Raw genomic sequence first — 14,519 nt, 5'->3', positions numbered from 1 at the left:
TTGCCGGCTGACCTGCGCTGCCGTCGTTTCGTCGAGCCAGGCCTCGAAATGTGCCGTGCCTAGGGGTGGGGTCTTGCCGGGCGTGAGCGACCGATCGTTCAGGGAAATGCCGAAATAGCGCGCATGAACGTCGGGAACGACGCTTCTCGGATCCTTGGTGATCCGTACAAAGCGCCTGGCAAGCTCGTCGAGCGGTAGTGCTTCGGGACCGGCGCCTTCGACCGTTCCGTTGATCGGTTTGGCAACAGCGAGTTCGGCAACCGCTGCAGCCACGTCATCGGACCACACCGGCTGTATAAGCGCGGGCGACAGGCGAATTTCGTCGCCTTTTGTGGCCTCTTGCGCAATGCCGCCGACAAATTCGAAGAACTGAGTGGTACGAAGGATGGTGTCCGGAATGCCGGATGCCACGATGAGCTTCTCCTGAGCCAATTTTGCCCGCAAGTAGCCGCTTTCGAGAAGCCGTTCCTTGCCGACCACCGAGAGGGCAACGTGATGGCGGACACCGGCGGCAGCTTACGCGGCCAGCAGGTTACGCCCGGACGTCTCGAAGAACTCGAGGACGGCCTTGTCTTCCCACACGGTTGCATTGGCCACGTCGACGACGGCGTTAGTCGCAGGTCGCTTCGATACAGCGGTGATATGGGCAGAGAAAGCCGTTGGGAATTTGCCGAGCGTCCTGATTGCGGTCGCCATCGTGGCGGCAAGCCATGTGCTCGCAGGGCGCATGGACGAGGCTCGGGCAGCGATGCGGCGGCTGCGCGAACTCGATCCGTCCTTGCGCCTGTCGACCCTCAAAGACTGGCTTGCGATCCACCGACCGGAAGACCTGGCCGCGTTCTCGCAGGGCCTTCGATGGCCGGGCTGCCTGACTGATGTCCGCGCCTGTTCGCAGTCGCAGGATCACGCCTTCTGCGTGAACCAGACCGTCGGTGCCCCGACAACGCCTCCGCTCTGCATGGCCTTTCGCAGCTCCTCAATCCTGGTAAAGGCTTGGGCCGCTTCCAGCGTGGCGAATTCGTGCGTCACGGTCACGTCGTTGGGGTCGTCGGTCGATTGATAGACAGCCTCCGACAAAACACCGTTTGCCTTCTGGACCGGCGAAAAGGCATCGTAGATCTTCCGCCAGGCCGGGTAATCGGAAACTGCATGTCTCACGAACAAAGTCGTCATGTCGCGCTCCTTGTTGGGTTACGTCTTTGCACCACATTCGCGATCGTTCGGGACAGGCAACCGACGGCAGTGTCCCTGAAGCAAGTCAAAAAAGGCCCGACGCTTCCGCGTCGAACGATACGGGGTGGATCTGTCAGGGAGCCTTCCCGACCAAAAGCGCAATCTATCACAATCACCTAATATACGTTGCGTGAATTGCGCGTGGCGGCCCGCAATCTTCCGGCCATTCCGGCAACCCCAAGATGCGAGCCATCCGGGAAGACCAGCATTCTAGCTTTGTCGTTCGAACGCCTTCAGAGCCTCCATAACCGCGCGGACAATCGGCACGTTCCTGATATCGGAGTGAACGACCAGCCAGACCTCACGTGTCAGCGGCGCCGGCTGCGGGATAGCTTCGACGAGGTCATCGACGCCAGAAATCAGGAAATTCGGCAATATTGCAACGCCTCCGCCGGCGCGTGCGGCTGCGACCTGGAATTCCAGGGTGGACGCCCGCATTGACACGCGTCGTCCATTCGCGACCGCAAGCAGCCGCTGGTATTGCKGCGAAGTCATCATCGTTTCGTCGTAGGCTATGAAGCTCCAGTCCGGCTCGGGCACAGTCGCCAGATAGGCAGGAGCGGCGTAAAAGCCGAACGCAACTTCGCAGAGCTTCGTCACCGTCAGGTCGCCCTGCTCCGGCATAGTCATGCGCACAGCGATATCGGCCTCCCGCCGATCGAGCGAAGCGTAGCGCGTCTCGCCAACGATGACGACGTTGATATCGGGATGCTTCCGCCTGAGAGCGACAAGCGGCTCCACCAGCAGGGCTGCCGCAAAGGCAGGTGGTGCGCTGATCCTGATATCGCCGGCCAGCATCGCGCCGGCTGCGAGCCTGACCCGCTCGATCGCAAGCGCCTCCTCCCCCATGCGCTCGGCCATACCGGCGACGCGCTCGCCCTCTGCCGTCAACAGGATGCGGCGCCCGCGCCGGTCGATCAGCTTCACGCCCATCTGGGCTTCCAGCCCCGCAATTCGGCGGGCGACCGTGGCATGCTCCACGCCGAGCGAACGGGCAGCGCCAAGCAGCGTCCCGCTCCGCGCCAGCGCAGCAAAATGGCGAAGGTTTTCCCAATCCAGCATTGATCGTTTTTTCCCATTGGATGGCAAGCAATAGGGAATTTTCGATCAAAGCGCCATCGGCCATGATCATCCCAACAGCAAATGGAGCTTGAACATGGACACGGTGGTAACACTCCAGGCACCGGGCGGCATCGATCAGCTACGGGTGTCGCAACGCGCGCCCCAGCAACCGGGCACGGATGAGATCCGGATACGCCACGACGCGATCGGTATGAACTTCCTCGACATTTACCACCGCAAGGGCCTCTACCCCTTGCCCGCCTATCCAGCCGTGCTGGGCGTGGAAGGCGCAGGCGTCGTCGAAGCGGTCGGTCCTGACGTTGCCGCCCTGAAACCAGGCGATCGCATTGCCTATGCCGGCGCACCCGTCGGCGCCTATGCCGCCACGAGGTTGCTTCCGGCGCAACGTGCCATCCGGCTGCCGGACGAAACGCCGTCACGCATTGCCGCCGCCTCGATGTTGAAAGGGATGACAGCCTACATGCTGCTGACGCAAACCTATCGAGTCGAGCCCGGCACGGTCGTTCTCGTGCATGCGGCCGCCGGCGGCCTGGGCGCGATTCTCGTGCGCTGGGCAAAGCATCTCGGGGCGACCGTCATCGGAACCGTCGGCACGCTGGAGAAGGCCGATCTCGCCCGCTCCTGCGGTGCCGACCACCTGATCGTCGGCCGCGACGCCGATGTCGTCGGCGAGGTGAAACGGCTTACCTCCGGCCGCGGCGTCGATGTCGCCTATGACGGGATCGGCGGCAGCATGCTGGCAAAGACCATCCAGTGCGTTCGCCCGTTCGGTGTCGCGGCGACCATCGGTCAGGCCGGGGGACCAATTCCACCGGTCTTTGTGGATGAACTGCGACCGGGCCGCTCCCTCGCTCATCCAAGCGTCATGGCCTATATCGTGGATGCCGTCCACTATTCGGCTGCGGCCAATTCCGTGGTCGACATGCTGGGCTCCGGTATAGCAGCGACGATCGCTGGAGAGTATGCTTTGGAAGACGCCGCGAAAGCCCAGCAGCGCCTCGAAGACGGGCGCGCCGCTGGCAGCCTGATTCTTATCCCCTGAGCGACGAAAGAGGTACACAACTGCCTGAAAATCGTGGTAAGGGCGATGGCATTATTCAGATGTGAAAGTCTTATCCATGGCCAATCCTCTCACCATCGCAGACCTCAAGAACCTCGCCCAGCGCCGCGTTCCCAAGATGTTTTTCGACTATGCGGATTCGGGCGCCTGGACGGAGTCGACGTATCAGGCGAACGAGAGCGATTTTGCCAGGATCAAGCTGCGCCAGCGCGTCCTTGTCGACATGACGAACCGCACGCTGGAGACGACGATGATCGGCCAGAAGGTCTCGATGCCGGTGGCTCTTGCGCCGACCGGCATGACCGGCATGCAGCACGCCGACGGCGAGATGTTGGCAGCCCGCGCAGCCGAAGAGGCAGGCGTTCCCTTCACACTGTCGACCATGAGCATATGCTCGATCGAGGACGTCGCGTCGGTCACGACCAGGCCATTCTGGTTCCAGCTCTACGTGATGAAGGACAAGGACTTCGTCATGAACCTGATCAACCGCGCCAAGGCAGCCAAGTGCTCGGCGCTGGTGCTGACGGCAGACCTGCAGATCCTCGGCCAGCGTCACAAGGACCTGCGCAACGGCCTCTCTGCACCGCCGAAATTCACGCCCAAGCACATCTGGCAGATGGCGACGCGCCCCTTCTGGTGCCTGGACATGCTGCAGACCAAGCGCCGTACCTTCGGCAACATCGTCGGCCACGCCAAGAACGTCTCGGACCTGTCCTCACTCTCCTCCTGGACCGCCGAGCAGTTCGACCCGCAGCTCTCCTGGGCTGATGTTACTTGGATCAAGGAAAAGTGGGGAGGACCACTGATCATCAAGGGTATCTGCGACGTCGAGGACGCGAAATCGGCTGCGGAAACCGGCGCTGACGCGATCATCGTGTCCAATCACGGCGGCCGCCAGCTCGACGGCGCCCCCTCCACGATCAGCATGCTGCCGGCAATCGTCGACGCCGTCGGCCACAAGATCGAGATCCACCTCGATGGCGGCATCCGCTCCGGTCAGGACGTGCTGAAGGCCGTGGCACTCGGCGCCAAGGGCACCTATATCGGCCGCCCCTTCCTCTACGGCCTCGGCGCCATGGGCAAGGACGGCGTAAGCCTCGCGCTCGACATCCTCCGCAAGGAGTTGGACGTCACGATGGCTCTCTGCGGCAAGCGCGACATCAACGAGGTCAACTCCTCGATCATTGCCGGACGTCAGTAACTCCTGGCTGCGGCAACTCCCGTTGTCACGACCAAGGCACTGGACGGCAAAGACGCCTAGACTGGCGCTCTATCGCATCCAGCCGCCAGCCAGCGCGCCTGCCCAATCCGGGCGGGCGTTTGTGTCTGCGAGCTCGGCCATCGCCAGGTGGTCGTAGGCGACTGTGCGGAAATGCGGCGTCCAGCCGGCAGCGGTCTTCTCTATAATGCAGTAAGACGCCATCGGGTGCCCGGTCTCGACCTTGTGGCGGTATGGCGTGTCATCGGAATAGGCGGGGCAGCCGACGCTGCCCGGATTGACGATCAGCCGGCCGTCGCCGAGACGGACCATACGCGGGATATGACTGTGGCCGCAAAGGATCATCGGGACGTCGATGCCGCCAGCTAGGGCTTCGATGTCTTCGAGCGGCTTCAGGAACACGTGTCCTTCCGATGAAACCGACTCCAGCCAGTAGCTGTCATCGTTCTTCGGCGTTGCGTGGCAGAGATAGATCTCGTCGTGAAGGATGGTGCTGAAAGGCAGGCCGCGCAGCCAGTCGAGATGCCGTGGCTGCAGTTGCGAATAGGCATGCTGCTCCCACGACGGCATCGCGTCGGCCGTGTTCTCGATGAGGTAGCGGTCGTGATTGCCGCGCACCGTCGTCGCGCCAAGACCGATCAGAATATCGGCGGTCCTGCCGGCCTCGAGCGGCCCGCTCAGGCAATCGCCGAGGTTGACGATCTCGACGATCCCTTGTGCCCTGATATCGGCAAGCACCGCTTCGAGCGCCAGGTGGTTGCCGTGAACGTCCGCGATGGCGGCAAAGCGCACCGGTCAGCTGCCGCGATAGGTCGAATAGCCGTACGGCGAAAGCAGCAACGGAACATGGTAATGTGCCGTCACGTCGGCCATGCCGAACCGGATCGGCACCATGTCGAGAAACGCCGGCTGCGGTAGCGCGACGCCCGCCTCGCGCAGGTAGTCGCCGGCATGGAACAGCAGCTCGTAGGTTCCCGCCACAAAGCTGTCGCCAGCGAGGATCGGGCCGCCGTCCACACGCCCGTCGGCATTGGTCGTGACGCTCTTGAGGTGATGGCGAACCTCTCCCTCGAGACGAAAGAGATCGATCCTCAGCCCCTCGGCCGGCTTGCCGAATGCGGTGTCGAGAACATGGGTGGTCAATCCGGTCATGGGCCTGGCTCGCTGATGATGAATGGCGTTTCGAAAAAATACTCTTCCAGATTGTTGCCCGGCCCGTCGCGATCGACGACGATGAAGTCGCTGACGGCGCCAAGCGCCATCAGCGGGTGATGCCAAACGTTTCGGAGATAGTTCACCCCTTGATCGCCGCGCGCAAAAAATGCCTGCGGGCGCCCCGGCTTGCCACCCTCGTCCTCGGAAACGACGACGAGGAACGGGCCGCCTGAAGTCGGCGAAAAGCTCTGGCTGCCGAACGGATGGCGCTCCATCATGCCGACCTCGTACGGAAAGGCACGCGGTTGACCCCGGAAGAGGTTGATGATGACGCGCGCCTCTTCGCCCGCCGCTTCCGCAGCCGCAAGCGCATGGTAGCGCTGGGTCGTGCCGTTGTTGATAAACCGCATCGTTGCCGGATCGGCTTCGATGACATCGCCGAAGGGCGCGAAGGCAGCTTTGGTGAGGGGACGGATGTCGAGGAATTGTGTCACGACTATTCGCCCTCTATACGCCAATGCCGAATGGAATCGAGCCGAGAGAGCAGTGTCGCCAAGTCGCTCCGGATCGTACTCCAGATGGCCGTCAAGTCGGCGCGATAGTTGTCATCCACGATCAGATTCCGCATTCCCTTAATCTTGCTCCAGGGGATTTCGGCGTGATCGCGCTGAAAATCTGGATCATCGGCACCGATCCGCGCGGCAGCTTCGCCAAGAAGCACCAGCGACATGGTGACCGCCAGCTGTGTTCGGACGTCTGTCAGGAAATCCTTCTCGCTCATGCCGTCCGTCAATGCTCGTGCCTGTTCGGCGGCAGCCTGCATCCGATCGATGTAGTCAACCAATCTGTCTGCGTTCATATGCTAGCTGCTTCGGCAAGAACCCGATCCCGAATTTTCGGAGGCAAGCCGCCCGGCGTTACAAGATCCACTTTCACCCCCAGAATGTCCTTCAGCTCTTCCGGCAACCCGCCGAGATCAAACAGCGTCGTGCCCGGCAACGTATCCACCAGAATATCAAGGTCGCTGTCCACCCTGTCCTCGTCCCGCGCCACCGAGCCGAAGTCACGCGGGTTCGCCGCGTTGAAGCGCTTCGTCGCTACGCAGATCGCCTGCCTGTTCTTCTCCAGCGCTTCGGATGGTTTCATCTTGGTTGCTCCCGTTTCGCAACTATAAGCCACGGCCACACAAGAGAAAAGCGCTCGGCCCGCGTCAGGCGACCGCGTCACGCCGGCAGCATCGCCGTCAGCCGTAGCAGCGCAATCCGCTCCACCTGCGCCGTCGCCGCCGCGAACTCCGCGTCGCCGCTGTTTGCGATCCGCTGTTCGAAAGCAGCCAGAACATCGTCCTTGTTCAACCCCTTCACGGCGACAATGAAGGGGAAGCCGAATTTTGCGACATAGGCCGCATTGAGCTCGGTAAACCGCGCATGCTCCTCGGGGCTCAGCCGGTCGAGACCGGCGCCTGCCTGTTCCTTCCTGCTGTCTTCTGTCAATTCGCCGGCAATCGCCAGGCGCCCGGCGAGATCGGGATGGGCACGCAGAACCGCGAGCCGCTCCTCGGGGCTTGCCGCGCGAAAGATCGCCACAAGTGCGGTATGAACCCGGTCAATGGTCAGATCCTCACCGGCAAAGCCGTCTTCATAGGCTCGCTCGGCAATGAACGGCGAATGCTCGAACACGCCACCGAAGCGGGATACGAATTCGTCGCGCGAGACCATCAGATCGTTTCCGGCTTGTGGTGCGCATGCCAGTGTTCGGCGATCTCGATCCGGCGCGGGATCCAGACCTTGTCGTGCTTCAGCACATATTCCATGAACCGCTTCAGCGCGGCAGCACGTCCCGGGCGACCAACAAGGCGGCAATGCAGACCGACCGACATCATCTTCGGGCTGCCCTCCTTGCCTTCTTCATAAAGCGTGTCGAAGGCATCCTTCAGATAGGCGAAGAACTGGTCGCCCGAATTGAACCCCTGCGGCGTGGCAAAGCGCATGTCGTTGGTGTCGAGCGTGTAGGGAATGACGAGGAACGGCTTGTCATCCGTGCCCTTCACCCAATAGGGCAGGTCGTCGGCGTAGGAGTCCGACGAATAGAGGAAGCCGCCCTCCTCCTGCACCAGCCGCAAGGTGTTGTCCGAAGGCTTGCCCTGGTACATGCCGTAGGGCCGCTCGCCGGTCAGTTCCGTGTGCAGGCGCACCGCCTCAATGATGTGCTTGCGCTCCAGATCCTCCGGAAAATCCCTGTATTCCAACCAGCGGTAGCCGTGGCTGGCGATCTCCCAGCCCGCTTCCTTCATGGCAGCGACCGCTTCCGGGTTGCGCGCCATGGCCAGAGTCACGCCATAGACGGTCGCCTGCACCTTGAGTTCGGTGAACAGGCGCCACAGCCGCCAGAATCCGGCGCGCGAACCATATTCGTAGATCGATTCCATGTTGAGGTTGCGCTGGTTTGGCCAGGCCGCGGCACCGACGATCTCCGACAGCAGGTTTTCCGAGGCCGGATCGCCGTCGAGGATCGAGCTTTCGCCACCCTCCTCGTAGTTGATGACGAACTGCACGGCCACGCGCGCATCGCCGGGCCACCTCGCATCGGGCGTGTTTCGACCATAGCCGACGAGATTGCGCGGATAAGTCTCGGATACCATGAAATCACCTTCTGAAACGTCGGGTGAACGGTAGCATCCGGATACGGAATGTCGAGACGGAAAGTATGCAACAGAGTTTTGCCTTTGCGGCACAACCTCTTAGGCAGGTACCGCCACCCGCTCCTTGCGGGCGGTAACCTTCCCCATCGGATGCAGCGAGTGCACGCGAAACGGTCCGCCATTGCCCTCCTCGAACATCAAAGCGACGTTCGAGACCTTGACCGGTTCGGCCAGTACGGGGCCGAAAATGTTGCGGAGCGCCAGCTCGATGCGCGGCATGTCCTGGTGGCTGACGGACCCCGTGACCGGCATATGGAACCGGAACTCGTCCATCACGTGTGGGCAACCCCAGCGATGCAGGTTGGCAAACTGTGCAGCCGAAAGACCATCGGGGTCGCTGCGCTCGATATCGGCATCGCTGAGCGGTGCGCGGAAACGGTCGAACTGCTGCACGATTGCCGAAGCGAGATAGTGAATGTGCTCGCAGGGCAGAGACGGAACCAGGCTGTAGAATCCGCCCATCCGGGCGACCTCGAGTCGCTGGATATGAAACGGCGTCAGCGTGCCACAGAAGCGCATCAAATCGCGCAACAGCTGTTCCTCGGCGACGCCAGGCGCAAGGCGAAAGGGCGCTTTCAGCACACCGTGAAAGCCATAGCGGCGCGGCACGGCGGTCAGGAACGCGACCTCGTGGAGGCTCAACCCCCTGATTTCCGTCGGCTCGATCATCTCGCCCGAAAACACATTCCGGCCCAGCCAATTTGCAGCCGCATAGGTCAGCGGATCGCTGGCTGCGGGCGTGAAACAAATGGCATAGCGCATGCGATTCCCTCCGTGGTCGAGCGGCGGCGGCTCACTCGGCCCCGCTGTTGCGCAAGCTGATAGGTGATTTGCATGACAGAATAACGAAGGGCAGCAACTGCTAATTCACGCTTAGCGGGAAGCGACGCTTACGTGACTGGAGAAGTGAAAGCTCTCCGGAAGTTCGAAGGGCGGCGTGTGGCCGGCAGCGCCGGCGACGACCCACTCGGCCAGGCGGTGGGCAAGCCCGAAACTCACCTTGAAGCCGCCGGTGAGAGCGAGGAGGCTTTGGTGGGACGGGTGCGCGCCAACCATGGGGTCGCGGTCGATGGCCTTGGGGCGCAAACCGGCCCAGCGCTCGAGGACCGGCGCGTCGCCGAGCACAGGCACAAGCTCCCTTGCGCCAGCCAGTAGCACATCGAGCTGTTCGTCGGTGGAATAGGGATCGTCGAAGCGGTTCTCGCTGGTGCTGCCGATGGCGACATGGCCACCCTCGTGCGCCACGATATAGAGCCCGTCGCGGAAGATCGTCGGCAACGACGGATCGACATCGGCTTTGAGCAAGGCCGCCTGCCCCTTGACGGGCTGACCGAGCGGCTGCTTCAGGCCGTCGGTGTAGCGCGCAAGCAACGGAAACGATCTGTAGCCCATGGCGACGATGCAATGGCCGAAAGCGATGGTGCCCGCATCGGTCTCCGCGAGATTGCGACCGAGATCGATACCCGCAAGCGCCACATTGTCGATGATCCGCACATGCCTTGCGCTGCGCAGGAATGCGGCGAGTGTGGCAACAAGCGGTCGCGGAGCAACCCTGGCGGCAAGCGTGTCATGCACGAGGCCGCCCTCGTTTGCGCCCGGGGCCACCCAGTCGGGGACTGGAGGCGCATCGAGAAGATGCCAGTGAAAACGACGGCCGCCCGCATCCCAACGGATCTCGGCATCGGCGGAATGTCCAAGTGCGATCTTGCGCAGATGCGGCTTCGGCAAGGGAATGAGACGCCCCGAGCGGCGATAGCCTGCCGAAAGCCCGGTCTCGCTCTCAAGCGTTGCGATTTCGGCTTCCAGCGAGACCAGAGCATCGAACTGGAATTGCTTCTTGGCATTCCATCTGTCCGGCATGTGCGGCATCAGGGCTCCGAGCAGCCCGCCACTCGCGCCCTGCCCGAGCAAGCCCTCTTCGATCAGCAGCGTATCGATCCCCATGCGCTCCGCGTGAACGGCCGCCCACAGACCCATGATGCCGCCGCCGACGATCAGCAGCGCTGCAGACGATTGACCCGAAGGCAAGGCCGGACTATCGGCTGTTGGCATGACAGATACGGATCCCGATCAGATGGACAGAGCAAACCAGCCGCTTGAATGGCGCGACGGCGATATGCCCTATTCACCGGCCTTTGGCGACCATTTTTATTGCCAGACGGACGGTCGTCTGGAATGCGGTCACGTCTTCCTTTCGGGCAACGGCCTGCCGCAGCGCTGGCAGAACCGAGCGACCTTTCTGATCGGCGAACTGGGCTTCGGCACCGGCCTCAACTTCGCAGAGACATGGCGGCAGTGGAAGCTTTGCCGGTCGAGCGGCCAGCGTCTGCATTTCATGTCGTTCGAGCTCTACCCCATGCGCCGCGAGGAAATCGACCGCGCACTGTCGCACTGGCCGGAGATCGATGCCGAGCGTCAGGCTCTCGCGGCCCAGTGGCCCGACACGCCGGACGCCATAGTGTCGCTGGCACTTGACGATCAGACCACGCTCAGCGTGGTCTGCGGCCGCGCGATCGACGGGGTCGCCGCAGCCGCAGCGAGCTTCGACGCGTGGTATCTGGATGGCTTTGCGCCATCGCGCAACGCGGATATGTGGTCGGAAGAACTGATGCGCCTCGTCTGCGCAAAGACGGTACCTGCGGGCACGTTCGCGACTTACGCCGCCGCCGGCTTCGTCCGACGCAATCTGATCGCCGCAGGCTTTTCAGTGGAGCGCCGTGGCGGCTTTGCCGGCAAACGCGAGATGCTCTGCGGGGTCAAGCCCTAGCGCGCAGAGCGATTGGCTGGGCGCTCGCTCTTGCCGAGCCACAAGCCGATCTTTTCTTCGAGAAGCTCGGGACTGATCGGTTTCGACATGTAGTCGTCCATGCCCGCATCCAGGCAGAGTTCACGATCGCTTTCCAGCGCGTGCGCGGTGACCCCGACGATCGGCACGCGGTGGCCCTGCCCGCGCTCGATGTCGCGTATCCGGCGCGTTGCCTCGTGTCCGTTCATGACGGGCATGGAGACGTCCATCATGATGATCCGCGGTGTGAGCTTTTCCCAGGCCTCGATCGCTTCCTGCCCGTTGCCGACCACGAGAAACGCAAGGCCGGTGGCCTGCAGGATCTGCGTGAACACGATCTGGTTCACGTCGTTGTCTTCGGCAACGAGAACGTCGATGAACGACGGGCCTTGTCGCTCGACCGGCGGCACGGCAGACGGTTCCGGCTCGGCTTCGACGATCGGACGGACACCGCCGTCCGCCGCCAGCCGTATCCGGTGCGTCCGCACGACGTCGACAATGGTGTTGCGCAGGACGTTGGCGCGCGCCGGCTTCATCAAATGTGCCTGACCGTTGAGAGCGGCAAATTCCTTCTCGGTACCCGAAATATCCATCGACGTCATGAAGATGATCGGCAGGTCGCGGAAGCGGGCGTCGGCGCGCAGCGTCCGCGCGATATCGCCGCCGTTCATGCCGGGTATCTGATAATCGAGGACGATCGCGTCGATCGCAACGCTCAGCTCGTGCGCAGCCTCGAGGATTGCAAGTCCCTCGACCCCACCCTCCGCAGCCGCGCCGTCGAAACCCCACAGCGCCAGTTGCTCCGTCAGTATCTGGCGGTTCACCGCATTGTCGTCGACAACCAGAATGCGCGCGCCTCGGACATTGATCGGCAAGGGCTTCGGATCAAGCCGCGCAGCCGCGACGAAGAAAGGCAGGTTGACGGTGAAGACAGATCCGCTGCCGAGTTTGCTGTCGACCTCGATGTAGCCGCCGAAAAGATCGACAAGACCGGCGGTGATCGCCAGGCCCAGGCCCGTACCCTCGTGACGTCTCGTCGAGGACGCGTCGATCTGCGAGAATTTTCCGAAGATGGAATCGATCCGGTCCGGCGGCATGCCGATGCCGGTGTCTTCGATGCGGATCGTCGCCATGATCTCGTCGGCGGCCCCTGCCGTGTAGTCCATATCGACGAGGACGTGACCGCGCTCCGTGAATTTGATGGCGTTGCCGACTAGGTTCGTGAGGATCTGCCGGAACCGGCCTGCGTCGCCGATGATGGCGGACGGCAAGCCGGATGCCGTACGAACGAGCAGTTCGACGCCCCGTTCCGCTGAAAGCGACGATAGCAGCGTGGCCACATCCTCGACGGCCTCGACCGGATCGAACGTCACCCGGCGCAAGGTCATCTGACCGGAGTCGATCTTCGAGAAATCGAGGATATCGTTGATGATGGTCATCAGCGCGTTGCCTGATTTCTCGATAATGTCGACGAAGGTCTTCTGGCGGGTATCGAGGTCGGTATTCGCCAGCAACTCGGTCATCCCGAGCACGCCGTTCATTGGCGTTCGAATTTCATGGCTCATGTTGGCCAGAAACTCCGACTTGACCTTGTCGGCCGCCTCGGCGCGCGCGAGGAGCAGCGTCAACTCCTCCTCGCGGCTCTTGGTGGCGGTGATGTCGGTGAACAGCGCAACCCAGTGCCGGCGCTCGCTGACGGCGATGTCCATCTGAACCCAGCGGCCTTCGGGAATCCGAAACAGGCGCGAGACGGGCTGCCCCGCGCCAAGGCTGTGCCTGAGATCGCCGAGTACAATACCGGGGTCGCCCGCGAAATCGCCGCGGGCGGCACAGAAGATGAAAAAATCGTCCCAGTTCCGCCCGACCTCGAGATAGCAGCCAGGAATATCCAGCATGCCGGCCAGCGCGTCGTTGCTGAGCAGGATTTCGTCATCCTGGACGACGAGCAAGCCCTGCGACATGGCCTGCGTTGCATCGCTCATCAGCTCGCCGAGGCTTTCCAGTGCCTCGCGCGCCGCACGGATCTCCTTCTCATGCAGGCGGATGGTGGAGATATCGGCATAGGTGAGCAGCACGCGCTCATTCGATATCCGGCGACTGTCGACAACAAGGGACGTGGTGTCCCAGTTTATCTCTGCCGATGGCGTCTGCTCGTCGGAGCGAAACTGACGGACACGCCGCGCAAAAATCTCGTCGGACGTCTCCCCCGGCCCATAGCGGCCGAGCGCGTGATTATGCTCGACGAGCTCCCGGTACGATCGCCCCTCGAAGCGGCGGTCCGGTAGATCCGAGATCGTGTAGAACGCCTGATTGCCATAAAGAATGGTGAAATCGCTCTCAAGAATGAGAACGCCGACAGGCAACGAGTTCAGGATGCTTGCCAGGTCGCAGTGCAGAACTTCCGTGTGCGCCTGCGCTGCGATCAACTCTTTCTCGCGCTCCTTGAGCAGCGAGACGTCTGCGAAGGAGCCGACGACGTAGCGCTTGCCGCCGGTCGCTTCGATACGGTTGATGCGGGCAAGCACCGGATAGAACTTGCCGCCGGCTCCTGGCAGCAGGCTCTCGACCTCGGTCGCCTCCCCCGTCTCCAGCACCGCGACGTTTCGCCGATGAATGACGTCTCCGGCAGTTTCGCCGAACATCTCCTGCTCGGTCTTGCCGAGGGCATCCGCGCGCGATTGGCCTGTAAAGACCTCAAAGCACTCGTTGGCATAGATCAGGCGATGATCTTCGTCGCGCGCGAAGGCGGCAACCGGAAGTGCCTCCATGATCGCACGTAGGAGATCGAGCTCTGCAGCCCCGTCGATGGATGGGCCCGCCGTCCGGCCGCGCGCGCGCATCGCCTTGTGCTCTGTCTCGAAGAGGCCGAGGACATAGACACGCTCCGGCGACAGCATGAAGCTCTCGATCCGCACCCTGTCGTACCCAACACCTGCCGCGTCGAAGCAGATGGCGCTTTCCTCGCTTGCAAAGACCAGCGCCCGGCGTTCCTTGTCCTCTCGATCTTCCTCTTCCGGCCGGTCGAAAAGCTCGCGGCTGCGCCGACCGATGAAGTCGGAAATCTCTTTCGCGAAGAAATCGGCATAGGCCTGGTTAACAGCGACATAGCAAAGCTCGCTGTTCTTGACATAGGCCGGGTAACCCAGATCCGCGATCCGGCGGCATGCCAGTTCGAGAAGGTCCCCGCGTGATCTCAAAAAGCCGCTCCACCACAAGATTTCAAGGAAATTGCCGTTCGCTTGATTTTAGGCGCGTGGCCTTTAACAACGCATTAACCATGACG

15 protein-coding genes and 2 pseudogenes are annotated in these 14,519 nt (G+C 62.3%); 4 read left to right on the top strand and 13 right to left on the bottom strand.

Features of this window, described 5'->3' with window-relative positions:
* Positions 1-18 precede the first annotated feature (18 nt).
* Positions 19-729 (bottom strand): annotated as a pseudogene (locus AC1DMK_RS18205) (SDR family oxidoreductase); the annotation flags it as partial.
* On the opposite strand from AC1DMK_RS18205, the pseudogene AC1DMK_RS18200 reads away from it, so the two are divergent.
* A pseudogene (locus AC1DMK_RS18200) lies at positions 614-876 on the top strand (CadC-family transcriptional regulator); the annotation flags it as partial. The pseudogenes AC1DMK_RS18205 and AC1DMK_RS18200 sit on opposite strands and share 116 nt — an antisense overlap.
* 27 nt (positions 877-903) lie before the next feature.
* Here AC1DMK_RS18200 and AC1DMK_RS18195 read toward each other — a convergent pair.
* Together AC1DMK_RS18195 and AC1DMK_RS18190 are read right to left on the bottom strand one after the other, a co-directional pair.
* Complete coding sequence (locus tag AC1DMK_RS18195; RefSeq protein ID WP_037058789.1) at positions 904-1,173, bottom strand: antibiotic biosynthesis monooxygenase; 270 nt, start codon at positions 1,171-1,173, stop codon at positions 904-906.
* A 270-nt stretch (positions 1,174-1,443) separates the two neighbouring features.
* On the bottom strand, positions 1,444-2,295 hold the full coding sequence (locus AC1DMK_RS18190) for a LysR family transcriptional regulator (protein ID WP_477860870.1): 852 nt from the start codon (positions 2,293-2,295) through the stop codon (positions 1,444-1,446).
* A 94-nt stretch (positions 2,296-2,389) separates the two neighbouring features.
* Here AC1DMK_RS18190 and AC1DMK_RS18185 point away from each other — a divergent pair, with 94 nt between their 5' ends.
* Together AC1DMK_RS18185 and AC1DMK_RS18180 are read left to right on the top strand one after the other, a co-directional pair.
* Positions 2,390-3,358: a quinone oxidoreductase family protein gene (locus tag AC1DMK_RS18185; protein WP_477860868.1), complete on the top strand. Its 969-nt coding sequence runs from the start codon at positions 2,390-2,392 to the stop codon at positions 3,356-3,358.
* A gap of 76 nt (positions 3,359-3,434) precedes the next feature.
* A complete protein-coding gene (locus AC1DMK_RS18180) occupies positions 3,435-4,577 on the top strand; it encodes an alpha-hydroxy acid oxidase (protein WP_037058794.1) in 1,143 nt (380 codons plus the stop codon).
* A 69-nt stretch (positions 4,578-4,646) separates the two neighbouring features.
* On the opposite strand, the gene AC1DMK_RS18175 is transcribed toward AC1DMK_RS18180, so the two are convergent.
* The 9 genes from AC1DMK_RS18175 to AC1DMK_RS18135 form a co-directional block, all read right to left on the bottom strand.
* Entirely contained in the window at positions 4,647-5,387 is a 741-nt protein-coding gene (locus AC1DMK_RS18175; protein WP_477860866.1) for a metallophosphoesterase family protein, read from the bottom strand.
* A 3-nt stretch (positions 5,388-5,390) separates the two neighbouring features.
* Positions 5,391-5,747, bottom strand: a complete 357-nt coding sequence (gene uraH / locus AC1DMK_RS18170) for a hydroxyisourate hydrolase (RefSeq protein WP_477860864.1) — start codon at positions 5,745-5,747, stop codon at positions 5,391-5,393.
* Complete coding sequence (locus tag AC1DMK_RS18165) at positions 5,744-6,244, bottom strand: ureidoglycolate lyase (protein WP_477860862.1); 501 nt, start codon at positions 6,242-6,244, stop codon at positions 5,744-5,746. The genes uraH and AC1DMK_RS18165 overlap by 4 nt, the downstream gene beginning before the upstream one ends.
* Positions 6,245-6,246: 2 nt before the next feature.
* Complete coding sequence (locus AC1DMK_RS18160) at positions 6,247-6,609, bottom strand: HepT-like ribonuclease domain-containing protein (protein ID WP_477860861.1); 363 nt, start codon at positions 6,607-6,609, stop codon at positions 6,247-6,249.
* The gene (locus AC1DMK_RS18155; protein ID WP_477860859.1) at positions 6,606-6,896 is read right to left on the bottom strand and encodes a nucleotidyltransferase family protein; all 291 of its coding nucleotides are present in this window, start codon (positions 6,894-6,896) and stop codon (positions 6,606-6,608) included. The genes AC1DMK_RS18160 and AC1DMK_RS18155 overlap by 4 nt, the downstream gene beginning before the upstream one ends.
* Before the next feature lie 77 nt (positions 6,897-6,973).
* A complete protein-coding gene (gene uraD, locus AC1DMK_RS18150) occupies positions 6,974-7,468 on the bottom strand; it encodes a 2-oxo-4-hydroxy-4-carboxy-5-ureidoimidazoline decarboxylase (protein WP_477860857.1) in 495 nt (164 codons plus the stop codon).
* Positions 7,468-8,391 (bottom strand): allantoinase PuuE, encoded by a 924-nt coding sequence (puuE, locus tag AC1DMK_RS18145; protein WP_037058803.1) that lies wholly within the window; start codon positions 8,389-8,391, stop codon positions 7,468-7,470. The genes uraD and puuE overlap by 1 nt, the downstream gene beginning before the upstream one ends.
* 99 nt (positions 8,392-8,490) lie before the next feature.
* Positions 8,491-9,213, bottom strand: coding sequence for a DUF1045 domain-containing protein (locus AC1DMK_RS18140; protein ID WP_477860855.1), 723 nt, complete (start codon positions 9,211-9,213; stop codon positions 8,491-8,493).
* Positions 9,214-9,324: 111 nt separating this feature from the next.
* Positions 9,325-10,503, bottom strand: a complete 1,179-nt coding sequence (locus AC1DMK_RS18135) for an NAD(P)/FAD-dependent oxidoreductase (protein WP_477860854.1) — start codon at positions 10,501-10,503, stop codon at positions 9,325-9,327.
* On the opposite strand from AC1DMK_RS18135, the gene mnmC2 reads away from it, so the two are divergent.
* Complete coding sequence (gene mnmC2 / locus AC1DMK_RS18130) at positions 10,502-11,218, top strand: tRNA (5-methylaminomethyl-2-thiouridine)(34)-methyltransferase MnmC2 (protein WP_477860852.1); 717 nt, start codon at positions 10,502-10,504, stop codon at positions 11,216-11,218. The genes AC1DMK_RS18135 and mnmC2 overlap by 2 nt on opposite strands.
* Here mnmC2 and AC1DMK_RS18125 read toward each other — a convergent pair.
* The gene (locus AC1DMK_RS18125) at positions 11,215-14,433 is read right to left on the bottom strand and encodes a PAS domain-containing hybrid sensor histidine kinase/response regulator (RefSeq protein WP_477860850.1); all 3,219 of its coding nucleotides are present in this window, start codon (positions 14,431-14,433) and stop codon (positions 11,215-11,217) included. The two genes, mnmC2 and AC1DMK_RS18125, sit on opposite strands and share 4 nt — an antisense overlap.
* Positions 14,434-14,519: the final 86 nt, after the last annotated feature.

The sequence above is a fragment of the Rhizobium sp. 05L419 genome (genome assembly GCF_056397845.1).
The sequence above is the reverse complement of the archived record's forward strand: the minus strand, read 5'-3'. Positions and strand labels throughout refer to the sequence as shown.

Excerpts from the sequence above, each read along its gene's own strand:
- AC1DMK_RS18180 (WP_037058794.1), top strand. The coding sequence starts at position 3,435 with ATGGCCAATCCTCTCACCATCGCAGACCTCAAGAACCTCGCCCAGCGC.
- uraD (WP_477860857.1), bottom strand. The coding sequence starts at position 7,468 with ATGGTCTCGCGCGACGAATTCGTATCCCGCTTCGGTGGCGTGTTCGAG.
- AC1DMK_RS18160 (WP_477860861.1), bottom strand. The coding sequence starts at position 6,609 with ATGAACGCAGACAGATTGGTTGACTACATCGATCGGATGCAGGCTGCC.
- mnmC2 (WP_477860852.1), top strand. The coding sequence starts at position 10,502 with ATGACAGATACGGATCCCGATCAGATGGACAGAGCAAACCAGCCGCTT.
- AC1DMK_RS18140 (WP_477860855.1), bottom strand. The coding sequence starts at position 9,213 with ATGCGCTATGCCATTTGTTTCACGCCCGCAGCCAGCGATCCGCTGACC.
- AC1DMK_RS18155 (WP_477860859.1), bottom strand. The coding sequence starts at position 6,896 with ATGAAACCATCCGAAGCGCTGGAGAAGAACAGGCAGGCGATCTGCGTA.
- AC1DMK_RS18195 (WP_037058789.1), bottom strand. The coding sequence starts at position 1,173 with ATGACGACTTTGTTCGTGAGACATGCAGTTTCCGATTACCCGGCCTGG.
- uraH (WP_477860864.1), bottom strand. The coding sequence starts at position 5,747 with ATGACCGGATTGACCACCCATGTTCTCGACACCGCATTCGGCAAGCCG.
- AC1DMK_RS18185 (WP_477860868.1), top strand. The coding sequence starts at position 2,390 with ATGGACACGGTGGTAACACTCCAGGCACCGGGCGGCATCGATCAGCTA.
- puuE (WP_037058803.1), bottom strand. The coding sequence starts at position 8,391 with ATGGTATCCGAGACTTATCCGCGCAATCTCGTCGGCTATGGTCGAAAC.
- AC1DMK_RS18135 (WP_477860854.1), bottom strand. The coding sequence starts at position 10,503 with ATGCCAACAGCCGATAGTCCGGCCTTGCCTTCGGGTCAATCGTCTGCA.